The following is a 21,143-nucleotide window of genomic DNA, read 5'->3' as shown; positions in this document are numbered from 1 at the left end:
CGGGCCTGGTTCAAGCTGACCCACCGCGACATGGGCCCCCGCACCCGCTACCTGGGTCCCGAGGTGCCCGAAGAGGAGTTCATCTGGCAGGACCCCATCCCCGTCTGCAACCACCCGCTGATCGACGAGGACGACATCGCCGCCCTCAAGGCCCGCATCCTCGCCTCGGGGCTCTCAATCCGGGAACTGGTTGCCACGGCCTGGGCGTCGGCTTCCACCTTCCGCGGCTCCGACAAGCGGGGCGGTGCCAACGGCGCCCGCATCCGCCTGGCGCCCCAGAAGGACTGGGAGGTGAACGAACCGCACCAGCTTCGGCCGGTTCTGGAGACCCTGGAGGGCATCCAGCACGAGTTCAACAGCCGGCAGACCGGGGGCAAGCGGGTCTCGCTGGCCGACCTGATCGTGCTGGGCGGCTGCGCCGGCATCGAGCAGGCGGCCCGGAACGCTGGGTTTGAGATCAAGGTGCCCTTTACCCCGGGCCGTATGGACGCCACGCAGGAGCAGACCGACGTGAACTCCTTCGCCTATCTGGAGCCGGTGCACGACGGCTTCCGCAACTACCTGAAGCACCAGTTCGACGTGCCGGCTGAGCACCTGCTGGTGGACCGCGCCCAGCTGCTCACGCTGACGGCCCCGGAGATGACGGTGCTCATCGGCGGCCTCCGGGTGCTCGACATCAACTACGGCGGCTCCAAGCACGGCGTCTTCACGCACCGTCCCGGGGCGCTCACCAACGACTTCTTCGTCAACCTGCTCGACATGCGCACCCAGTGGTTCCCCACCGAAGACCCGAACGTTTTCGAGGGTCGCGATCGGTCCACGGGCGAGCTGCGCTGGACCGCCACCCGGGTCGATTTGATCTTCGGCCACAACTCGCAGCTCCGGGCCATCGCCGAGGTCTACGCCAGCAGCGACGGCCAGGAGAAGTTCGTGCAGGACTTCGTCAAGGCATGGCATAAGGTGATGATGCTCGACCGCTTCGACCTGCTGCCGCGATAGCCCGCAGCGAATCCGGCCGCCTGGCGGTTCCCGCCGCCCGGGCGGCCGGCTTGCCTGACGGTCCCCTCGCGTAGAGGAGGGAGGGGATACAGAGGCGTATTCAGCGTTCAGGGGTACCGTGAACCCCAGCGGTTGGCCGTCTCCCGGGCGGATGCGCCCCTCACCCCCACGCGGATCCAACGAAAGCCTCCGCTGTCCAGACTACACAGCAGGGGGGATGGTCCATGAAGTTCGTGATCCTGGCCACCGGCACCCGCGGCGACGTTCAGCCCTTCGTGGCCCTGGCGCAGGGGCTCATCGTCGCCGGCCACGAAGCGGTGCTGGCGGCACCCGGCAGTTTCGAACCATTTGTACGCAGCCATGGGGTGAGCTTCGCCCCGATGGGGACAGACTACGCGGCACTGCTGGAGTCGGCGGAGGGGAAGGCCGCCCTGAGCGGCAACCCGGTGCAGGTGGTGCGGATCCTTCGTCAGACCGTCTTCCCCATGATGCGACGCATGCTGGACGACGCGTGGGAGGCGGCGCAGGGGGCCAACGCGCTCATCTACCACCCCAAAGTGCTGGCCGGCGTCCATCTGGCCGAGCGCCTCGGGGTGCCCTGTTTCATCGGCACGCCGGTGCCCGTGGTGGTGCCGACGGCGGCCTTTCCGGCGCCGGCCTTCGTCGGGCGAAGCCTCGGCAGCCCGCTCAACCGGCTGACCTACGCCGCCGTTCGGTCCGGCAGCCGCCCCTTCCGGGGCATGGTGACCGAGTGGCGCCGAACCCGGCTGGGCCTGGGTCCCCGCCGCGAGAGCGAGTACACCCACGGCGGACGGCCCATCCCGGTGCTGCATGCGTTCAGCCCGCACGTGGTGCCCCCGCCCGCCGACTGGCCGCCCGAGGCCATCGTGACGGGCTACTGGTTCCTGCGGCCCACCGCAGCCTGGAAGCCGCCCGCCGCCCTCGCCGCCTTCCTGGAGGCAGGGCCGCCGCCGGTTTACGTGGGGTTCGGTTCGGTGTCGGGCGTCGACCGGGACGCCGTCACCCGCCTGGTCGTCGACGCTCTGACTCAGGCCGGGGTGAGGGGGGTGCTTGCAACGGGTGCGGGTGAGACCCCTGCCCTGCTCACGGACAGGATTCTCGCCATCCCAGGCGCTCCGCACGACTGGCTTTTCCCCCGAATGGCGGCGGTCGTGCACCACGGCGGTGCGGGTACCACGGCCGCAGGCCTCACGGCAGGGAGGCCGACGGTGATCTGCCCCTCCACCACCGATCAGCCCTTCTGGGGCTGGCAGGTGCATCGCCTGGGCGTCGGGCCGGCCCCGATTCCGCACAGGCATCTCAGCGCGAAGCGGCTGGCGGCGGCCATTCGGACGGCGACGGGGGACGAGGCGATGCAGCGGAGGGCGTTGGCCCTGGGCGAACAGATCCGGGCTGAGGATGGTGTCGGACGGGCGGTGGCGGAGATTCTGCGGCGCGTAGGCGCCTGATCCTGCGGTGCGCGTGCCTGACGGCGGGGCTTTGTGCTGCCGGCCTCAGCCCGTCCCGGCGCGCGGTCGCTCTGGCTGTACGTCTGGCGACATGCACACGAGGAGGCGAGATGGATGAACCAGCCGGTTCCGTGGCAGGGCTTCCATCACATCGCACTGGTGACCCCGAATCTCGACGCCACCATCGCCTTCTACGGCGGCGTGCTCGGGATGCAGGTGGGAGAGATCCGCGTCGGCGGGGGTGTGCTGCCGCAGCGGCACTGCTTCATCCGCCCGGGCGTCTCGGCGCATACCTGGGGCCTGCACTTCTTCGAGAACCCGTCCGCCCAGATCCACCGGCTGTCGCTGGAGGAGCTCCGGCGGGGCGGGTTCATCCCGGGTGCGATGCAGCACATCGCCTTTTCGCTTCCTGACGCAAGGGCCGCAGAGGCCCTGCGGCAGCGGCTGCGGGAGCACGGCGTGGAGGCCACGCCCACCGGCACCATCGGCGCCATCCAGAACATGCTGTTCTTCGACCCGCACGGCATCCTGCTGGAGGCGACGTGGCCGCGGGCTTAACCGGGCTGGCGCATCGACGCACGAGGCAGCACGTGTCCGGCCTTTTCCCGGGGCCCCGGATGCCGGCTGAAGTTCCTCTCACAGTTCCTCCCGAATGCGTTCGGCCAGGGCGTCGAGGACCTCGCGGGGCTGGGGCGGCGGCAGGTGTCCCGGGTAGACCCGGAACAGCCCATCCCCCTGACGCCGTGGGAAAAGGTGGAAGTGGACGTGGAACATCTCCTGACCAGCCGCTTCGCCGTTGTTCTGAAACACATTGAGATCCGTCACGCCGAACGCCGCCCGGACGGCCCGGCTCACGCGGGCGACCGTGCGCCCGAGCCTGCCGGCCAGGTCGTCGTCCAGGTCGAAGACCTGCTCCACGTGCCGCTTCGGGATCACCAGCACGTGCCCGGGATTGGCCTGGCGGATGTTCATGAACGCCACCGTGTAGGGGTCTTCGTATACCCGGCTGGCCTCCCCGCCCGCGGCGATCTGGCAGAAGAGGCATTCGGTCCGGATGCGCCGGGCGTTCTGGACCACCCGGCTCAGCTCGTGCTCGGGGGCATCGGCCAGCGTGAGGAGGGTCGCGTAGGGGTCGCCCGGCAGTGCGAAGTACTGGGCGAAGGCTGGCTCGGTCTTCAGCCCGCCTGCCTTCAGGCGGCGGATCGCCTCCACTCCCCCGGGACCAGTGAGGGCGAGGAGGCGTGCCTCTGCGACCATGTGGCGGTAGGCATGGCTCTGCCGGGAGGGCAGCGGCTGGCCGAAGACCTCTACCGGGATGCCGCGGTAGGTGAACTTGCAGATGACGGCGGGCAGTCCGTGCTTCACCGCAGAGCGCACCGAGAAGTCAGGCAAGTGCCCGTAGGCGTTGGTGAGGGTATGCCGGAACAACTCGGTGTCGTACACCGCGCAGACGATGTCCAGGTCGCTCCCCGGGATGTTGAGGTCCAGTGGGAAGGTGCCGGCCAGCACGGGATCGTGGGGAGCCAGCAGGTCCATGATGCCCAGTCCCTCCAGCGCGGCGTGTGCCTGCTGCTGGGCGGCCGTCCCGTGTCGCAAGTCCTTCCAGTCCAGCATCTACTCCAGCCCCCGGTGCGCGTGGTATCTGGTCTCTTTCGCCAGCCAGGGTGACCCTCCTGCTGTTGTGATGCCGAGGCACCACGGTTCAACACAGAAACACCCCCCGCCATGGGGGTTGTCCCGTTATGGAGGCCGTTTCCGTCACACCCGCGGCCGCTCGCCCGGCCCTGGCACCCGCTCGGGCTCGTACTGCTCCCTCGCCACCCGCCGCCGGTCCCAAGGGGTACCCAGCGCAGGCAGCAAGTAGCGGTCGAGCCCCCAGTAGCCGGCCACCTTCCAGGCCATGAGGATTAGGACGGCCAGGGTGAAGAGCACGGGGTTGGTGCTGGCGCTGCCGGCCAGCATGAAGTTGAAGTTCATGAAGGCTCCGGCGAAGGCGGCGAAGCCGGTCAGCACCCCCAGCAGCAGCGCGGTTCCGATCACGATTTCGCCCACCGCCACCAACTTGGCAAACCAGGTGTAGTGGCCGCCCTCCAGCAGCGCCGTCAGGAAGTTCCGGTACCAGCCATAGGTGATCGCAGGCTTGGCCGGCGGGTCCGGCACCGCTACTGCCTTCGCCCAAAAGCCCTGGAGGGCCGTGCCGCCGTTCATCCAGGCCGGGTCAGTGATCTTGTGCCAGCCCGCCTGCAGCCACTGCCAGCCCAGATAGAGCCGGGCGAGCAGCCAGATCCAGGCCGATGCCGTGTTCTCGAAGAGAAACTGGGCCAATGGTGGATCGCGGAACGTCGTCGATTGCACTGGAACCCTCTCCGATCTGGTCTCATGTACTCTGTTCTGGGGTAAGTATCACCGTTGAACGCGCCTCATATTGGGCGCCGGGACGTCGCTGCTGTTGTGGTGGAGCAGATTCCCTGCCGCTGTTGACGCGCGCGGTGACCCTGACTGATGCGCCCGCCGCTTCCGTGGACTGCGCGCCTGCCGACGCGTACGCTCTGTTCGAGGCTGGTGTTGATAGTGTTCCCCGTCGCATAGGTTCCGTTCGCACTTGCTGTTGACACAGGCGTGACTTTGTGTGGCAGTCCGCCACCTCCCCGGACTACGTCCCCGCCGGGGCGTATGCTCTGTTCGAGCTTACTGTTGACGACAGTCTCACGACGGTCGCCATCAACACTCAGCACGAACAGAAGGGACGCGCCCGGCAGCGTCCTCCCCATGCCGCCGCCCACAGCGGTCACCAACAGGACGCACGCGTCCGGCGCCCCGCCCGAGCCGTCGTCAACACTCAGCACGAACAGAAGGGACGCATCCGGTAGCGTCTTCCCCATGCCGCCACCAACAGCGGTCACGAACAGGACGCACGCGTCCGGCGCCCCCGCCCGGGCCGCGCTCCCGCCCGGGCTGGCGTCAGCATCGCCATCGGAACCACCCGGGCCTACATCAACACTCATCACGGACAGAGCATACGCGAGGGGAAGACCATCCCCCGGCGACCACCACTTTCCGTACGCCTCCACGGGGCCCGGCGCCAACACTCCGGGTGACCTGTCGGCACCGCCTGCACCGAGCGTTCAACGCCGCTCCTGCCGTGCATACGATGAACAAGGGAGGGTGGAGGCGATGCACCTTACCCTGCTTGATCAACTGATGCGGCGGCAGCCGCGCATGTGGCCGGCGGCGGGTCCGGCGCTCACGCCGGTGTGGGAAGAGGACGCCCACTCCCTCACGGTGCGCTTCCGCACCACCGGGCTCGACCCGCGGTCGGTGCAGGTGCAGGTGAGCGAGTACGGCCTCTCTGTCTCAGGCCACCGTACCCACGAGGAACGCCTGGAGGGCCCGGGCTTCTTCCGCTACAGCGCCGCAGCCGGCACCGTTGCCCGGTCGTTCCCGCTTCCCTGTCGCGTCGTGCCGGGCGCCACGAAGCTTCAGTGGCGTTCTCCGGACGAACTGGAGGTGCGGCTGATCAAGGCATGAGCCCCGGCCACGCGCCGGGGCGCTGCGTTGTCAAGGCTTGTGTTTGCGATCGCGCCAAGCTATCATGATATCTGGACAGAGCACACAAGCTAAGGGCACTCCCGACCATGTGCGTGATCACCGGTACGAAATGACCTAACACCGATAAGAAAGGGAGCCCTTATTCCGGCGCGGACTGAACGCCCCCCCGGCGGACGCCGAGGCCAGGGGACTCACGAAACGTCGGAGCGGGCACCCACCTGCTGAGAGCAGGTTCATTGTCTACCGGGCACACGGCATGGTGGGGTAGGCTGATAGAGGGGCAGTGTTCCCGCAAGGGGCGCTGCCCTCTTCCGCGCGCCGGTCGCCTCGCGCCACCCGGCCCCGGCGGCCACGGTGTCGGGGTCCTGTCGGTTCGCCCTTTGCCTTTACAGGGCTGTTTCCTATTGGTTAGAATAGGGACTGTCAGCGGCTCCCTACTTAGAGAAGGAGGATGCAATCGTGGCCAGCGACAAGGTGTTGACCCTCTCGTCCAGCAACTGGGCGGCAGAGGTGGAGCAGTCTGCCGAGCCGGTTCTGGTGGACTTCTGGGCGGCCTGGTGCGGCCCGTGCCGCATGATTGCGCCCCTGGTGGATGAGATCGCGTCCGACTATGAAGGCCGCCTCAAGGTGGGTAAGCTAAACGTAGATGAGAACAACGAGCTGGCAGCCCGGTACGGCGTGATGTCGATTCCGACCCTGCTCATCTTCAAGAACGGGCAGCCGGTGGAGCGCATCGTGGGCTTCCAGCCCAAGAAGGAACTGGTCGCAAAGATCGACCAGGCGCTGAGCCAGGCGTAGACAGAGAGCGGGCGACCCCTGGTGGCGGGTCGCTCGCTTCACACTTGAAGGAATGGGGCGAATGCGATGAAGCTGATCGACCTGCGCAGCGACACGGTCACCAAGCCCACGCCGGAGATGCGCCGGGCCATGTACGAGGCCGAGGTGGGCGACGACGTCTATGGCGAGGATCCCACTGTCAACCGCCTGCAGGAGCGGGCCGCGGAGATGCTCGGCAAGGAGGCCGCCCTCTTCGTGCCCACCGGAACCCAGGGCAACCAGGTGGCCATTCTCACCCACACCCGGCGGGGGCAGGAGGTGATCGTGGAGGCCGAGGCCCACGTGTACATCTACGAGGTGGGCGGCATCGCCGCGCTCTCCGGCTGCCAGGTGAAGCCGGTTCCCGGGGTGAACGGGGCGATGGACCCCGCCGCGGTGGAGGCGGCCATCCGGGCCGACAACGTTCATTACCCGCGCACCGGGCTGGTCTGCCTCGAAAACACCCACAACCGCTCCGGCGGCTGCGTGCTGCCCCCGGAGAACGTGGCCGCCGTGGCCGAAGTGGCCCACCGGCACGGCATCCCCGTGCACCTGGACGGCGCCCGTATCTTCAACGCCGCCGTCGCCCTGGGTCGGCCCGTCGCTGAGCTGGTCGCCCCGGTGGATTCGGTGATGTTCTGCCTCTCCAAGGGTCTGGCGGCGCCGGTCGGGTCGCTCCTGGTGGGCAGCCGCGACTTCATTGCCGAGGCCAGGCGCAACCGGAAGCTCCTGGGCGGCGGCATGCGCCAGGCCGGCGTGCTGGCGGCCGCAGGGCTGGTGGCGCTGGAGCTGATGGTCGACCGGCTGGCCGACGACCACGCCAACGCTCGCCGCCTGGCCGAGGGGATCGCCAACATCCCCGGGCTGGCGGTGAACATGGAGACGGTGCAGACCAACATGGTCGCGGTGGAGATCACCGACCCGCGCTGGACCGCCCCCGCCCTGGTGCAGGCCCTGCGGGCGGAAGGGGTGCTGTGCAACGACACGGGTCCCCGCCGCATCCGGCTGGTCACGCACAAGGACGTCACGGCCGCCGACGTGGAACTGGCGCTCGACGCCTTCGCCCGCGTGGTGAAGGCGGGCCCCCAGTAGGCGAAGGGGAAGGGAAACGCGCATGACAAACTCCAGCGAGACGCGCAGGCACGGGGACACGCCGCTCCGCCTCATCGCCCCCGCCCCGATGGGGCTGGAGGCGGTGGTATCCCGCGAACTGAAGCTACTGGGCTACGACCAGCAGCAGGTGGAGAACGGCCGGGTGCGGTTCCGGGGCGACCTCCGGGCCATCTGCCGCGCAAACCTGTGGCTGCGCACGGCGGACCGGGTGCTGGTGGAGATGGCCGAGTTTCCCGCCACCACGTTCGAGGAGCTGTTCCAGGGCGTGCGGTCCATCCCCTGGGAGGAGTGGATTCCGGAAGACGGCCATTTCATCGTGAACGGCCGTTCGCACCAGTCGCAGCTCTCCAGCGTGCCGGCCTGTCAGAAGGTGGCGGAGAAGGCGGTGGTGGAGCGGCTCCGGCAGCGCTACCCGCTGGAGTGGTTCCCCAAGAGCGGCGCCCGGTACAACATCGAGGTGGCCCTGCTCAAGAACACGGTGACGGTCACGCTCGACACCTCCGGACCCGGCCTGCACAAGCGGGGCTACCGGAAGCTGGTGGGTGAGGCCCCCATCAAGGAAACGCTGGCCGCCGCGATGGTGCTGCTCTCCCGCTGGCATCCCGACCGGCCGCTGCTCGACCCCTGCTGCGGCTCGGGCACGATCCCGATCGAGGCGGCCCTCATCGGCCACAACCTGGCCCCCGGCCTGCACCGGTCCTTCGACGCCGAGGCCTGGGGGTGCGTCCCGGCCCGCCTCTGGGAGGAGGCCCGGGAGGAGGCCTTTGACCTGGCCGACTACGACCGGCCGCTCACGATCTGGGGCTCCGACATCGACCCCGGCGTGCTGGAGCTCGCCCGGCACCACTTGCAGGCAGCCGGTCTCACCCGCTCGGTGCGGCTGGAGTGCAGGCCCTTGCAGGAGATCGAGAAGGAGGCTCCCTACGGCTACCTGATCACTAACCCACCCTACGGGGAGCGGTTGGGCGAGCTGGAGGCCGTGGAGGCGCTCTACCGCGGCCTGGGCGCCCTGGCCCGCCGGCTGGAGGACTGGTCGGTGTTTGTGATCACGGCGCACAAGGGGTTCGAGCGGTTTTTCGGCCGCCGGGCCGACCGCAAGCGCAAGCTCTATAACGGCCGCATCGAATGTGACCTCTACCAGTACGAGGGGCCGTACCACGGCCGCCGCATGCCGGGTTCCGGGGAGGGCAGCGCCCGGGTGGAAGGCTGAACTGGAGGTGGTTCCGTGGACCTGTTTTCGTGGGCGGCGGCGCAGGAGGCGGCCCAAAACGCGCCGCTGGCCGCCCGCATGCGCCCGCAGACCCTGGATGAGTTCGTGGGCCAGGAGCACCTGGTGGGTCCCGGCCGGTTCCTGCGCCGGGCGCTGGAAGCGGGGTACCTGCCCTCCTGCATCCTCTACGGCCCGCCCGGCACCGGCAAGACCACCCTGGCGCGGCTGGCGGCCCACTACATCAACGCGCACTTCGAGCAGCTGAACGCGGTGACCTCCGGCGTGCAGGACATCCGCCGGCTGGTGGACGAAGCCCGCACCCGGATGGGGCAGTACGGGAAGAAGACCGTGGTCTTCATCGACGAGATCCATCGCTGGCGCAAGGACCAGCAGGACGCCCTGCTGCCCCACGTGGAGGAGGGGCTGATCACGCTGGTGGGGGCCACCACCGAGAACCCGCTGGTCTCGGTGAACGCCCCGCTGGTGAGCCGCACCCGCATCTTCGAACTGAAGGCGCTGAGCGATCAGGATGTGCGCCGGCTCCTGGACCGGGCCCTGCGCACGCCCGGACGGGGCCTCGGCAACTACAACGCCACGGTCACCCCCGAGGCGATGGAGCACCTGGTGCGCACCGCCGGCGGCGACGCCCGGGTGGCCCTGAACGCCCTGGAGCTGGCCGTGCTGCTCACGCAGCCCGACGAGGAAGGCCGCCGCGTGGTCACCCTGCAGACGGCCGAGGAGGCCCTGCTCAAGCGGGCGGTGGTCTACGACAAGGACGGCGACGAGCATTACCACGTGGCCTCCGCTTTCATCAAGTCCATCCGGGGCTCGGATCCCGACGCCGCGCTCTACTGGCTGGCGCGGATGATCTACGCCGGCGAGGACCCGCGGTTCATCGCCCGCCGGCTGGTGATCCTGGCGGCGGAGGACGTCGGCCTCGCCGACCCGCAGGCCCTGGTGATCGCCCAGGCGACGGCCGACGCCGTCTCCTTCATCGGCATGCCCGAGGGGCGCATCCCCCTGGCGGAGGCGGTGGTCTACCTCGCCTGCGCCCCCAAGTCCAACAGCGCGTACCTCGCCATCGACCGGGCGCTGGAGTTGGTGGCGCGGGAGAAGACGCCGCAAGTGCCCAGGCACCTGAAGGATCCCAGCTACGGCTCGGGCGAGCGGCTGGGATACGGTCAGGGGTACCAGTATCCCCACGACTTCCCCGGCGCCTGGGTGGAGCAGCGCTACCTGCCCGAAGGCGTGGAGGGGCCGTTCTGGGAGCCCAAGGACTACGGGCGGGAGGCGGAGATCGCCCGGCTCCTGCGGGAACGCCGGGGCCGGTAAGCGGCGGGTCGGCGCGGTATGCTCCCCGGTCTATAGGACTTACGGCGGATATGGATGCGCCGCCAGCCTATGGTAAGCTGAACTTGCAGACAGTTGCTGGCTACTTCCCGGGGAGGAGGGCGTCATCCATGGCACAGAACGTCATGACCGAGCGCGAGCGCATCGAACAGGCCGTGACCCGTTTCTTCCATATGTGTAACACCCACTGCCCGGCCAACCTGGCCCCGCTCATGACGGGCGACGTGGAGCTGACCGCTGAGCGCGCGGCCAGGGGGCAGGAGGACGCGCACGCCTACTTCGTCTGGCTCTGGCAGACTCGCCCCGACCTGACCTTCCGGGTGGAGCACGTGCTGGTGGACGGCGTGAGTGCCGCCGCCGAGGTGACGGTGGAAGAACAGGGGCAGCGCCGGGAGGGGTGCGTCATCTTCCACTTCCGGGATGGGCTGATCCGCCGGATCCGGTTCTATGAATCCGTAGTCTCAAAGTCATAACAAAGATGTGACATGAAAAGACTAGGCGACCCCGTCCGGGTGACGGGGTCGCTCTCTGTGTGTGCGCGGCTCCGGCGCGTGTGCGCCCGCGGATTGCCTCCCGTGGGGGGCCCGCTGCCGCGCGACCACCGGCTCCTCTCGCGTCGGCCCCGGACCCGGCGTGCCGCTCCGGGAGCCGGAACCACGAGACATGTTATCTCATTCACATGGCGCCCGAAGTTGTGCCGATGAGAAATCAGGAGAAACACCGACGCCGTTTCACGCCGGACTAGTTGGGAGAGAGTAGACACAAGTGACCCCAGCGCCTACAATATAGGCGAACATATTCGATAGGCGAAAGGAGGGGGCGGATGGCACTTCGGGTTCTGCTGATCGAGGATGATCCTGACATTCAGCGGATGGTGCAGCTCTCTCTGAAGTTCCAGGGCGGTCACGAGGTAAGCGTCGCTTCCGGGGGTCGGGAAGGGCTGGAGAAGGCTGAGCAGGAGCGGCCGGACGTGATTCTGCTCGACGTGATGATGCCTGAGATGGACGGCTACGAGACCTGTCGGCGCCTGAAGGCCAACCCGGCTACCGCCGCGATTCCGGTCGTTTTTCTGAGCGCACGCGCGCAGCAATCTGAAATTCAGAAAGGCCGCGAGCTGGGCGCGATCGGGTACCTGGTGAAACCCTTCGACCCGATGACCCTCTCCAGTCAGCTGGAGGCGATGCTCCGGTCGTAGGTCCGGTCCAGAAGGAGCGGTTACTCTTTGGACGTCACCAAGATCCTCCGGGAGGTCTACGAGCACAGCCTCGACGGCATCGTGATCGCCGACAAGGATACCGTCATCGTCCACTGTAACCCGGCCTACGAGGCCATCACCGGTTACTCCCGAGACGAGCTGGTCGGCCGGAAGACCAACATCGTTCGCTCCGGCCTCACCCCACCCGAGGTCTTCAAGGACATGTGGGGGCAGCTGGGCACCCGCGGCCGGTGGGTGGGCGAGGTGATCAACCGGCACAAGGACGGCAGCCTTTGGTATTCTTTCCTTTCTATCACCCGCATCACGGACGAGGACGGGAACGTGGTGGCCTATGTGGGCATCGCCCGGGACATCACGCGGCGCAAGGAGATGGAGCAGCAGCTTCGCCAGAACCTCGCCGAGATCCAGTCCGCCCGTGAGCTGGCCGACGCCCAGGCCACGCGGCTCAGGGCCCTGCTCGACTCGGTGGACGAGGCCATCATCATGTTCGACACCGAGGGCACGTGTGTGGTGGCCAACCACCAGGTCCGCAGCATCCTGGGGCTGCCGGCCGAGGAGGTGGTCGGCCAGTCGATGCACCAGCTGCACTCCCAGGCCCTGCGGGTTCTCGGGACGGGCGGCGCCTTCCGCTGGAACCCCGGACCCGAGGGCGGACCGCCCATCGACCTGGAGACGAACGTCATCGAGACCCGCGAGGAGCGCCCGCGGGTCTTGCACGAGTTCGCCGCTCCGGTGCAGGACGCCGACGGGCGGGTGATCGGCCGCATCTACGTCTACCGGGACATCACCAAGGAGACCGAGCTCGACCGGATGAAGACTGAGTTCATCGCCACGGTCTCCCATGAACTGCGCACGCCCATGACCTCCATCAAGGGGTCGCTGGGCCTGGTGCTGGGCGGTGCGGCGGGCGAGCTTCCGGGCGAGGCCCGCGACCTGCTCACCATCGCCCTCAACAACACCGACCGGCTGATTCGGCTCATCAACGACATCCTCGACATCTCCCGGCTCGAGGCGGGCAAGATGGAGATCCGGCGGGCCCCCGTGCGGGTGGCCGATGCCGTGCGGCGGGCCGTGGAGGAGATGGAGGGCTTCGCCCGCCAGCGGTCCATCACCATCACCACTGACGTTCCCGAAGACCTGCCCCGGGTCATGGCCGACAGCGACCGGCTGCACCAGGTGCTGGACAACCTGCTCTCCAACGCGGTCAAGTTCTCGCCCCAGGGAAGCGAGGTGCGGGTGCGGGCCAGGGCGGAGAAGGGCGTGGTCCGCTTCGACGTGATCGACCACGGCCCCGGCATTCCGCCCGAGCACACCAAGGCCATCTTCGACCGCTTCTACCGCGTGGACAACGCTGCCTCCCGCAAGACCGGCGGCACCGGTCTCGGCCTCGCCATCTGCCGGGCCATCGTGGAGGAGCACGACGGCGAGATCTGGGTCGAGTCCACCGTGGGGAAGGGCTCCACCTTCTCCTTTACGATGCCGGTGGAGGCGAGCGAATCGGAGGCTGCGCTCCCGGTCAACGTCAACGCCCGGACCGTGCTGGTGGTAGACGACGAGCCGGACATCGTGCGGGTCATCACCCGCTCGCTGGAGCGGGCGGGGTTCCAGGCGGTGGGCGCCACCTCCAGCGAGCAGGCTCTGGAGATCGCCCGCAGCCGGCACATCGATGCCATCACCCTCGACCTCATGATGCCGGGGGAGAACGGCGAGGCGGTGCTGCGCCGGCTGAAGGAGGACCCTGCGACGCGGGACATCCCGGTGATCGTCGTCTCGGCCTACTGTGACGGGCGGGAGGCCGAGCTCATCGCCAGGGGTGCGGCCTGCGTGGTGACCAAGCCCATCGACGAGGCCCAGCTGCTGGCCTGTCTCCGGGACGTACTGGGCGAAAGCCACCAGCTGAGGCCGCAGCCGTCGATCCTGGTGGTGGACGACGACCCGGACGTGCAGCGGGTGCTCGGCGTGATGCTGGAGCGGGCGGGCTACGTCGTGCGCTATGCCCGCGACGGCCAGGAAGCCTTCCGCATGATCATGGCCGAGCGGCCCGACCTGCTGATCCTGGACTTGATGATGCCCAACCTGGACGGCTTCCAGCTGGTGCGGGTTCTGCGGCAGCGCCGCTGGACGCAGCAGATTCCGCTGCTGGTCCTCACCGCCCTCGACCTGACGGAGGGCGAGAAGACCCTTCTGCAGTTGGGTCCGACCTACCACATGACCAAGGGCCCGCTGGTGCAGGAGCAGGTCCTGAAGCGGGTGCGGGAGCTGCTGAAGCCCGCGTCCGACTCCCAGCCCCGCACATGACGAGCAAGCCCCCGCCGGCGTGAAGCCGGCGGGGGCTTGCGGATTCTACCTGGCGGCGGCCTCAATCTCGGCGACCACCTGGGCCAGGAGGTCGGCCAGCTGCCCGTCGTCGCGGGGAACCTCCCCGTCCAACACCTGACGGAGCGCGTCCTCGGCCCGGCCCGCCGCCTCCGACAGCGACCGGTACCCGTAGAAGCCGCCCGACCCGCGCAGCTTGTGCACCTCCTGCCGGAGGGCCCGCAGGTCGACGGGCCGGCCCTCACGCAGGGCCTCCATTCCGGCGCGCAGCACCCCTGCCCGGGCGATGACGCCCTCCAGGTACTCTCGCCGGAGCGCTTCGTACTCTGGCATGTTGGGCATGAGTCACAAGTCCGCTCCTTTCGTATGTCACCCAGAGGGGTTCCATGTTGCGTCCGGCATCTCCTGCTTGCGGCAGGTTCGTGACGGTCGTCACCGGGACGCGGTCGGGTCCATGATATACTTCTCCCTGACGACATGGGGGAGGTGTGGGACATGCAGGTCCGATTCGGCCGTCCGCTGCTGCCCCGGGAGCACGGCGCCTGGGCGATGCTCCTCACGCCGCCGCTGGTCTCCCTGTTGGCCCTGGGGCCCAGCTGGAGCGGCGTGCAGGTGATGCTGGGCTGGTTCCTGGCCTACGCGGCGCGGGGGCCGCTGGAGGTGCTGCTGGGCCAGGGCGCATCGGGCCGGGCCGGCATGGCCCGGGGGGAGGCGCCGGTGGCCCGGTTCTGGCTGCTCGTCTTCGCCGGGGCGGCGGCGCTGCTTCTTCTGCCCGCGGTGCTCCGCCGGCCCGTGCTCCTGCTGCCGCTCGCCGGCGCCCTGGCGCTTGCTCTTGTCGTCGCCTTCGGGTTCGCCCTGCGGGCCCAGCAGCGGGCGCTGCTCTCCGGCCTTCTGGCCGTCACCGGCCTCATGGCGGGCGCCCCGCTCTACGACCTGGCCGCGTCGGGCCAGGTGACGCCGGCGGGCTGGGCCATCACCTACGCCTGCTTCGCCTTCTTCGGCGGCTCGGTCTTCCGGGTGAAGACCATGGGCCGGGAGCGCCGCCGGAGCTTCTTCCACGGGCTCTCGGTCGCCGTGCACTTCGCCTTCGTGGTCGGTGCCATCCTCGCTGCCGCCCTGGGCTGGGTCCCGGCGCTGCTGCCGCTGGCCCTGCTTCCGCCGCTGGTGTGGGCGGTGGTCTGTGCCTGGCGCGCCCGGCAGGAGGGGGCGGCGAACCTGAACCGCGTCGGGATGTCGGAGGTCTACCTGACCCTGCTCTTCGCCCCGCTGGTGGTGCTGACGGTGCGGGTGCCGCTGTAGCCCCGCCGTAACGACGCACACTCTCTTTCCGTCTCAAAGTGCACACAGGAATGTGCGTTCATACGGAAGGGGAGAGCCAAGTGCACCTGCACATGTTCATGCCTGACGTTCAGGCGATGCGGGAGGAACTGACCCGCCTGGGCTTCGCGGAACTGCGGACGCCGGAGGAAGTGGAGGCCCGGCTGCCGAATGCCAAGGGAGTGACGCTCCTGGCCATCAACTCGATCTGCGGCTGCGCCGGCGGCATCGCCCGGCCGGCGGCGGCGCTGGCCCTGCAGGAGGTCCGGCCCGACAACCTGATGACCGTCTTCGCAGGCCAGGACAAGGAGGCCACGGCCGCGGCGCGCGCCCTCTTCCCGCAGTACCCGCCCTCCTCGCCCTCGTTTGCCATCCTGAAGGACGGCCAGGCGGTCGACATGATCCCGCGCAGCCAGATCGAGGGCTCCGACCCGCAGACCGTTGCCCGTCGGATTGTGGAGGCGGTGCGGCACGCCCAGGCGTAGCCGGGGCGGAAAGGGCCGGTCATCAGAGAGCGGACGGTGCGCCGGGGGCGGCGGCCGTCCGCTCATGCGCGTCTGCCTGCCGGGCGGGTCCGCCCGGTTCGGCGGCGGGTTTACGGCACAATCAGCACGGGACACGGGGCGGCGTGGAGCACGGCCTGGCTCACGCTGCCCAGGAAGAGCTCCTTCAGCGGGGAGAGGCCGCGGCGGCCGAGGACGATCATGTCGTACCGGCCCTGCCTAGCCTCGTTCAGAATCGCCTCGCCGGGGATGCCGACGACGTGGCACTCGCGCACCCGTTCCGGCGGCAGGCCCAGGGCCGCGACCGTCACCGAGAGCGCCCGGGCGGCCACCTCGCTCCAGTTGTCGGGCGGCAGCGACGCGGGCAGCGGCATCCCGGTGGCGGCGGTGGTGGCGATATCCGGCAGCGGGGCCACGTGGAAGACAGTGACGTGGATGGAGGGATCTCGCTCGGCCATTGCGCGAAGCGTCTGCGCGGCTCGGATGCTGTGGGCGGAACCGTCGGTCGCCAGCAGGACTCTGGTCATGACCCATCCCTCCCTGCTCCTGAACTTTGAAAGTATTTCGGTGTGCCAGCGCGAAACTCCTGCGCCGCCTTGTCCGGCGCCGCCGTAGCCACTGCCGGTGGCTGTCTGGTAGAATAGGGGAATGGAGGCGATAACAGTTGGAGGCCGATCAGGAGCAAAGTCTTTACGTTGAGTTTGAGGAACTGTTCTCCCTCCGCGAGCGTCTGCGGTCCGTGGCCGACCAGGTGCGCAGCCAGCTGGTGGCTGCGGGCCTGCGGGAGCGGCTGGAGGCGGACATTTACGATAACGAACTGGAACTCCGGGGGACGGAGGGGTCCAACCTGCTGATCCGGCTGGACAACTTCCGGCTGGAGGTGACCGGGGCGCGGCCCGAGATCGCGCTCCACCATCTCGCCGCCCTCATCCTGTCCACTGCCGAGGTCTTCCGCCTGAACCTGGTGGAGGTGGGCTTCACGGCCTGGTTCGACGCCGCACCCGGGCGACCCCTGAACCTGGTGGCGCAGGCCTTCTCCCCGGCCTGGGGGGCGCCCGATGCGGAGCTTCTGGACCGCCGTTTCGCCATGACGTGGGACTGGTCCACCGCCACCACCGGCTACTCCTTTCACGCCAGCGTCGCCGAGGACCGGGAGCTGATGCTCAGCTTCAAGGCCCGGGAGGGGTACATGACCCTCCCCGAGCTGCAGGACGGGCGGTGGATCCGGGACCAGCGCCACCGGTTCGAGCAGGGCGTGGACCTCTTCCTGCAGCTGCTCGGCTGGACCTAGGAGCCGGAGGTGAGCCGGATGCGCAGACGGGCCAAGCTGCTGCGGACCCTGATGGTGGCCGCGCTCCTGGCGATGATCGGCCGCCTCGCCTGGTTCGAGGTGATGAACGCCGAGGACGTGCTGGCGCGGGCGGAGGCCCGCCGCCTGCAGGAGGCGTCGTACCCGCCCGTCCGCGGCGCCCTGCTGGACCGGAGCGGGAGGCCGCTGGCCGTCTCCATCCCCCAGCGGGATGTGGTCGCCTCTCCCTACCACATGGAGGCCCGTAACTTCGCGCGCGTGGCCGAGGTCCTGGCCCGGCTGCTTGGGGTGGACGCGGCGAGCCTGGAACAGCAGCTCCGGGAGAACGAGGACTCGCAGTACCTGGTGCTGGCCAGGGGCATCGATCTGGAGACGGCGGAGAAGATCCAGGCCGAGGCGCTGCCCGGCATCGCCCTGACGGAGACTTCCAAGCGGGTCTACCCCCAGGGAGAGGTGGCCAACCAGGTCATCGGGTACCTGAACGCCGAGGGCGTGGGCGTCTACGGCATCGAGGCCCAGTATGAGGAGGCGCTGCGGGGCAAGGAAGGCTACATCCGGGCGGAGCTGACGTATGACAACGCGCCCATCGTCGGCACCATCCAGACCATCACGCCGGCCGAAGATGGCCTCACCGCGGTTCTGACCATTGACGCCTACCTCCAGCAGGTCTTCGAGGAAGCCCTCGACGAGGTGATTGAGAAAGAGGACGCCAAGCGCGCCCTGGCCATCGCCATGGACGTGCACACCGGCGAGATTCTGGCGATGGCGATGCGCCCCGGCGCAAACCTGAACGACCGCTCCACCTGGGTGAAGGAGGACGGCACGCTGGACGCCGAGCGGCTGACCAACTGGGCCGTCACGCCGCTGCCGCCCGGCTCGAGCTTCAAGACCGTCACCACGGCCATCGCCCTGGAAGAGGGCCTCCTGGACCTGAACACGCTGATTCCCGACTCCGGCCAGCTGGAGATCGACGGCTGGACCATCTGGAACTGGGACCGGGCGGTGCCCCTGGAGCCGCGGCTGATGACCATCGCCGAGCTCCTGCAGACCTCCAGCAACGTCGGCTTGATCCAGGTGGGCCAGCGCATCCCGCACGAGACCTTCCAGCGGTACCTGCAGGCGTTCGGCTTCACCGAGCCCACCGGCATCGACTTCCCCCACGAGAGCGCCGCCAACGGCCTCTCCAACTGGGAGGAGAAGCGTGAAATCGACTGGGCGAACATGTACATCGGCCAGCACCTGGAGGTGACGCCGCTGCAGATGGTACGGGCGGCGGCGGTCTACGCCAACGGGGGCAAGCTGGTGCGGCCCCACCTGGTGCGCGAGCTGCGCGACGCCGGCGGCAACGTGGTCTGGACCGCCCCCACCGACCCCGTGCGCACGGTGATCAGCGAGCAGACTGCGGCCGAGGTGCGGGAGCTCATGGTGAGCGTGATCGAGAAGGCCTACCGGCAGGCGAAGGTGCCCGGCTACACCGCCGGCGGCAAGACCGGCACCGCGCAGAAGTTCGAGGGCGGTGTCGAGAAGGAGCGAGGCCTGGGCGACTTCCTGGGCTTCGCCCCCGCCAGCAACCCCCGGGTGGCCATGTTCGTCCTGATCGACGAGCCGAAGCCCCCGGGCTACGGCGGCACCATCGCGGCGCCGCTGTTCGCGAAGCTGATGCCCGAGGTCCTGCGCAGCCTGGGCGTGCCGCCCGACGACCCGGAGAGCCAGCCGCAGCCGGAGGCCCGGCCGGCGGACGAGAAGCCGGCGCAGGAGCCGGAGAAGGTGGCGGTGCCGGACGCCCGCTTCCTGCCCGAGTCGTGGGCCGTGCAGCGGCTGGTGGACGCGGGCTTCACGGCGAAGCTGACCGGCGAGGGGACGGTGGTGGTGAAGCAATCCCCGGCTCCCGGCACCAAGTTGGAGGCGGGCAGCGGGGTGGAGCTCACGCTGGCCCCGCTGGATGCGACGGAGGTGACCCTGCCCGACTTCCGCGGGCTCACGCTGGCCGATGCCAGCCGCCTCGCCGCGGAGCTGGGGCTCTCGCTGAAGCAGGCTGGCGGTGCCGGTTTCGTGGCGGAGCAGAGCCCGTCTGCGGGCACGAAGGTCGCTGCGGGCAGCGTGGTGACGGTCAGCCTTTCAACGGTGCGGCCGTGATGGGCAGCCACGCATGCGGGTGGTCGGGCTGGGGTGGCGTCGCCTGGTAATCCGCCCTTGACAGTCGGATTTGCGTGGACTACACTGGAACCGTATCTGACGAACTTGGTCGGAATTGGGGGCGGTCACTTGAGGCTTTCGACCAAGGGCAAATATGGCGTGAAGGCGCTGTTTGAACTGGCGATGCACCAGGGTGCGGGTCCGGTTTCGCTGAAGACCATCGCCGAGCGGCAGGGGCTTTCGGAGCACTACCTGGAGCAGCTCGCGGCCCCGCTGCGCCGGGCCGGTCTGATCACCGCCATGCGCGGCGCCCAGGGCGGCTACATGCTGGCCCGCCCGGCCAGCCAGATCACCGTGGGCGACGTGATCCGGGTGCTCGAGGGTCCGGTGGGGTTCACCGACTGCGCCACGGAGGGGGAGCCTGACCCGGACTGCGCGGCGAACTGTCCGGTACACGGGGTATGGGAACGGGTGACGGAGGCGATCGTGAAGGTGATCGACTCCATCACCCTGCAGGACCTCGTGGACCAGGCGCTGGCGGAGCAGGACAACCTGATGTACCACATCTGATGCGGCAGCCAGCGGGGCGGGTCTGTTGGCCTGCCCGGCCGAGGAGGGGCAGGACGATGCGCAAGGTCTACTGTGACCACGCCGCGACCACCCGGTGCCATCCCGAGGTGGCCCGGCTCATGTACGAGTACCTGACCGAGTACTACGGCAACCCCTCGTCGATCCATGCCGTCGGCCGCAGGGCGCGCAAGGGCGTCGAGGAGGCGCGGGCGCAGGTGGCCGCCCTGATCGGGGCCAAGCCGGCGGAGATCTTCTTCACCAGCGGCGCGACCGAGGCGGACAACTGGGCCCTCCGGGGGGCCCTGGAGGCCAACCGGGCCAAGGGCAACCACCTGATCATCACGCCCTTCGAGCACCACGCCGTGCTGGAGGCCGCCGAGGCGCTGCGGCACGAGGGTTACGAGGTCACCATGGTGGACGTGGAGCCGGGCACGGGCATCGTCCGCCCCGAGGCGCTCCTGGAGGCGATGCGGCCCACCACCGTGCTCATCTCGATCATGTACGTGAACAACGAGATCGGTACGGTGCAGGACATCGCCGGCCTCTGCGCCGCGGCCAAAGCGAAGGACCCGGGCGTCATCTTCCACACCGACGCGGTCCAGGCGGCAGGCTACATCCCGCTGGACGTGAACCGACTCGGCGTCGACCTGCTCTCCCTCTCCGCCCACAAGATCTACGGCCCCAAGGGCGTGGGGGCGCTCTATGTGCGCCGGGGATTCCGCTTCGGCCGGGGCATCGTGGTGGGCGGCGGGCAGGAGCGGAAGATGCGGGCGGGCACGGAGAACGTGCCCGGCATCGTCGGCTTCGGCCTGGCGGCGGAGATCGCCGCCCGGGAACTTGACCGCCGGACGGCCCACGCCCGGGCGATGCGGGACCGGTTCCTGCGGGGCGTCCTCGCCATCGACGGCGTGCGGCTCAACGGCGTCGACCCCTTGGCGCATCCCGAGCTGCGCCACCCGGGCAACGCCAACGTCTCGGTGGACGGCGTGGAGGGCGAGGCGATGTTGCTTCGCCTGGACATGGCGGGCATCTGCGCCTCGTCGGGGTCGGCCTGCACGTCGGGCTCGCTGGAGCCCAGCCACGTGCTCCTGGCGGTGGGCTGCAGCCGGGATCAGGCCCAGTCGTCGCTGCGCTTCTCCTTCGGCGACGAGAACACCGAGGAGGACGTGGACTACGTCATCGCCGAGTTCGCCCGTTCGGTGGACTACCTGCGGAAACTGGCTGCGCCGGGTCGCGGGCCCCGCGCGGGTGTGGGGGGGGTACGGCCAGG

Annotated in this window: 21 protein-coding genes and 1 other RNA gene; 18 read left to right on the top strand and 4 right to left on the bottom strand. The window is 69.0% G+C overall.

Annotated elements, in window-relative coordinates:
• The 3 genes from AB2385_RS14235 to AB2385_RS14225 form a co-directional block, all read left to right on the top strand.
• On the top strand, window positions 1–999 hold a 999-nt coding region (locus AB2385_RS14235), incomplete at its 5' end, for a peroxidase family protein (protein ID WP_367655676.1).
• 224 nt (window positions 1,000–1,223) lie between these two features.
• On the top strand, window positions 1,224–2,468 hold the full coding sequence (locus tag AB2385_RS14230; protein ID WP_367655675.1) for a glycosyltransferase: 1,245 nt from the start codon (window positions 1,224–1,226) through the stop codon (window positions 2,466–2,468).
• A 114-nt stretch (window positions 2,469–2,582) separates the two neighbouring features.
• Window positions 2,583–3,026 (top strand): VOC family protein, encoded by a 444-nt coding sequence (locus AB2385_RS14225; protein ID WP_367655674.1) that lies wholly within the window; start codon window positions 2,583–2,585, stop codon window positions 3,024–3,026.
• Window positions 3,027–3,104: 78 nt separating this feature from the next.
• On the opposite strand, the gene AB2385_RS14220 is transcribed toward AB2385_RS14225, so the two are convergent.
• Together AB2385_RS14220 and AB2385_RS14215 are read right to left on the bottom strand one after the other, a co-directional pair.
• Window positions 3,105–4,082 (bottom strand): DUF4269 domain-containing protein, encoded by a 978-nt coding sequence (locus tag AB2385_RS14220; protein WP_367655673.1) that lies wholly within the window; start codon window positions 4,080–4,082, stop codon window positions 3,105–3,107.
• Window positions 4,083–4,226: 144 nt separating this feature from the next.
• On the bottom strand, window positions 4,227–4,823 hold the full coding sequence (locus tag AB2385_RS14215) for a DoxX family protein (protein WP_367655672.1): 597 nt from the start codon (window positions 4,821–4,823) through the stop codon (window positions 4,227–4,229).
• An 819-nt stretch (window positions 4,824–5,642) separates the two neighbouring features.
• On the opposite strand from AB2385_RS14215, the gene AB2385_RS14210 reads away from it, so the two are divergent.
• The 9 genes from AB2385_RS14210 to AB2385_RS14170 all read left to right on the top strand — a co-directional run bounded on the left by AB2385_RS14210 (window position 5,643) and on the right by AB2385_RS14170 (window position 14,020).
• On the top strand, window positions 5,643–5,996 hold the full coding sequence (locus tag AB2385_RS14210) for an Hsp20/alpha crystallin family protein (RefSeq protein WP_367655671.1): 354 nt from the start codon (window positions 5,643–5,645) through the stop codon (window positions 5,994–5,996).
• 96 nt (window positions 5,997–6,092) lie between these two features.
• Window positions 6,093–6,287: non-coding RNA, 6S RNA (gene ssrS, locus AB2385_RS14205), on the top strand.
• 189 nt (window positions 6,288–6,476) lie between these two features.
• On the top strand, window positions 6,477–6,815 hold the full coding sequence (gene trxA / locus AB2385_RS14200; RefSeq protein WP_367655670.1) for a thioredoxin: 339 nt from the start codon (window positions 6,477–6,479) through the stop codon (window positions 6,813–6,815).
• 66 nt (window positions 6,816–6,881) lie between these two features.
• Entirely contained in the window at window positions 6,882–7,925 is a 1,044-nt protein-coding gene (ltaE, locus tag AB2385_RS14195) for a low-specificity L-threonine aldolase (RefSeq protein ID WP_367655669.1), read from the top strand.
• A gap of 22 nt (window positions 7,926–7,947) precedes the next feature.
• The gene (locus AB2385_RS14190; protein WP_367655668.1) at window positions 7,948–9,156 is read left to right on the top strand and encodes a class I SAM-dependent RNA methyltransferase; all 1,209 of its coding nucleotides are present in this window, start codon (window positions 7,948–7,950) and stop codon (window positions 9,154–9,156) included.
• 15 nt (window positions 9,157–9,171) lie between these two features.
• Entirely contained in the window at window positions 9,172–10,488 is a 1,317-nt protein-coding gene (locus AB2385_RS14185) for a replication-associated recombination protein A (RefSeq protein ID WP_367655667.1), read from the top strand.
• Between the two features lie 128 nt (window positions 10,489–10,616).
• Window positions 10,617–10,979: a nuclear transport factor 2 family protein gene (locus AB2385_RS14180; protein ID WP_367655666.1), complete on the top strand. Its 363-nt coding sequence runs from the start codon at window positions 10,617–10,619 to the stop codon at window positions 10,977–10,979.
• Between the two features lie 350 nt (window positions 10,980–11,329).
• Window positions 11,330–11,701 (top strand): response regulator, encoded by a 372-nt coding sequence (locus AB2385_RS14175; RefSeq protein ID WP_367655665.1) that lies wholly within the window; start codon window positions 11,330–11,332, stop codon window positions 11,699–11,701.
• A 27-nt stretch (window positions 11,702–11,728) separates the two neighbouring features.
• Window positions 11,729–14,020, top strand: a complete 2,292-nt coding sequence (locus AB2385_RS14170) for a response regulator (protein ID WP_367655664.1) — start codon at window positions 11,729–11,731, stop codon at window positions 14,018–14,020.
• A gap of 45 nt (window positions 14,021–14,065) precedes the next feature.
• On the opposite strand, the gene AB2385_RS14165 is transcribed toward AB2385_RS14170, so the two are convergent.
• Window positions 14,066–14,380: an Hpt domain-containing protein gene (locus AB2385_RS14165; RefSeq protein WP_367655663.1), complete on the bottom strand. Its 315-nt coding sequence runs from the start codon at window positions 14,378–14,380 to the stop codon at window positions 14,066–14,068.
• 153 nt (window positions 14,381–14,533) lie between these two features.
• On the opposite strand from AB2385_RS14165, the gene AB2385_RS14160 reads away from it, so the two are divergent.
• Together AB2385_RS14160 and AB2385_RS14155 are read left to right on the top strand one after the other, a co-directional pair.
• Entirely contained in the window at window positions 14,534–15,337 is an 804-nt protein-coding gene (locus AB2385_RS14160; RefSeq protein WP_367655662.1) for a YwiC-like family protein, read from the top strand.
• Window positions 15,338–15,417: 80 nt separating this feature from the next.
• Window positions 15,418–15,840 carry a BrxA/BrxB family bacilliredoxin gene (locus AB2385_RS14155; RefSeq protein ID WP_367655661.1) on the top strand — a complete coding sequence of 141 codons (423 nt, stop codon included), beginning with the start codon at window positions 15,418–15,420 and terminating at the stop codon, window positions 15,838–15,840.
• A 110-nt stretch (window positions 15,841–15,950) separates the two neighbouring features.
• On the opposite strand, the gene AB2385_RS14150 is transcribed toward AB2385_RS14155, so the two are convergent.
• A complete protein-coding gene (locus AB2385_RS14150; RefSeq protein ID WP_367655660.1) occupies window positions 15,951–16,385 on the bottom strand; it encodes a universal stress protein in 435 nt (144 codons plus the stop codon).
• A 137-nt stretch (window positions 16,386–16,522) separates the two neighbouring features.
• Here AB2385_RS14150 and AB2385_RS14145 point away from each other — a divergent pair, with 137 nt between their 5' ends.
• The 4 genes from AB2385_RS14145 to AB2385_RS14130 all read left to right on the top strand — a co-directional run.
• Window positions 16,523–17,149, top strand: coding sequence for a hypothetical protein (locus tag AB2385_RS14145; protein ID WP_367655659.1), 627 nt, complete (start codon window positions 16,523–16,525; stop codon window positions 17,147–17,149).
• An 18-nt stretch (window positions 17,150–17,167) separates the two neighbouring features.
• The gene (locus AB2385_RS14140; protein WP_367655658.1) at window positions 17,168–19,303 is read left to right on the top strand and encodes a penicillin-binding transpeptidase domain-containing protein; all 2,136 of its coding nucleotides are present in this window, start codon (window positions 17,168–17,170) and stop codon (window positions 19,301–19,303) included.
• A 129-nt stretch (window positions 19,304–19,432) separates the two neighbouring features.
• Entirely contained in the window at window positions 19,433–19,873 is a 441-nt protein-coding gene (locus AB2385_RS14135) for an Rrf2 family transcriptional regulator (RefSeq protein WP_367655657.1), read from the top strand.
• A gap of 56 nt (window positions 19,874–19,929) precedes the next feature.
• Window positions 19,930–21,143, top strand: a 1,214-nt coding sequence (locus AB2385_RS14130) for a cysteine desulfurase family protein (protein ID WP_367655656.1), incomplete at its 3' end; no start/stop codon positions are given.

This window comes from Symbiobacterium sp., assembly GCF_040797425.1.
Classification (GTDB): Bacteria; Bacillota; Sulfobacillia; order Symbiobacteriales; family Symbiobacteriaceae; genus Symbiobacterium.
Note: the sequence above shows the minus strand (reverse complement) of the source record. Positions and strands in the feature narration are given on the sequence as shown.

Bases quoted from the DNA above. Each gene is read 5' to 3' on its own strand.
- AB2385_RS14230 (WP_367655675.1), top strand. From the start codon at position 1,224: ATGAAGTTCGTGATCCTGGCCACCGGCACCCGCGGCGACGTTCAGCCC.
- AB2385_RS14160 (WP_367655662.1), top strand. From the start codon at position 14,534: ATGCAGGTCCGATTCGGCCGTCCGCTGCTGCCCCGGGAGCACGGCGCC.
- AB2385_RS14225 (WP_367655674.1), top strand. From the start codon at position 2,583: ATGAACCAGCCGGTTCCGTGGCAGGGCTTCCATCACATCGCACTGGTG.
- ltaE (WP_367655669.1), top strand. From the start codon at position 6,882: ATGAAGCTGATCGACCTGCGCAGCGACACGGTCACCAAGCCCACGCCG.
- AB2385_RS14190 (WP_367655668.1), top strand. From the start codon at position 7,948: ATGACAAACTCCAGCGAGACGCGCAGGCACGGGGACACGCCGCTCCGC.
- AB2385_RS14175 (WP_367655665.1), top strand. From the start codon at position 11,330: ATGGCACTTCGGGTTCTGCTGATCGAGGATGATCCTGACATTCAGCGG.
- AB2385_RS14180 (WP_367655666.1), top strand. From the start codon at position 10,617: ATGGCACAGAACGTCATGACCGAGCGCGAGCGCATCGAACAGGCCGTG.
- AB2385_RS14165 (WP_367655663.1), bottom strand. From the start codon at position 14,380: ATGCCCAACATGCCAGAGTACGAAGCGCTCCGGCGAGAGTACCTGGAG.
- AB2385_RS14220 (WP_367655673.1), bottom strand. From the start codon at position 4,082: ATGCTGGACTGGAAGGACTTGCGACACGGGACGGCCGCCCAGCAGCAG.
- AB2385_RS14210 (WP_367655671.1), top strand. From the start codon at position 5,643: ATGCACCTTACCCTGCTTGATCAACTGATGCGGCGGCAGCCGCGCATG.
- AB2385_RS14150 (WP_367655660.1), bottom strand. From the start codon at position 16,385: ATGACCAGAGTCCTGCTGGCGACCGACGGTTCCGCCCACAGCATCCGA.
- AB2385_RS14140 (WP_367655658.1), top strand. From the start codon at position 17,168: ATGCGCAGACGGGCCAAGCTGCTGCGGACCCTGATGGTGGCCGCGCTC.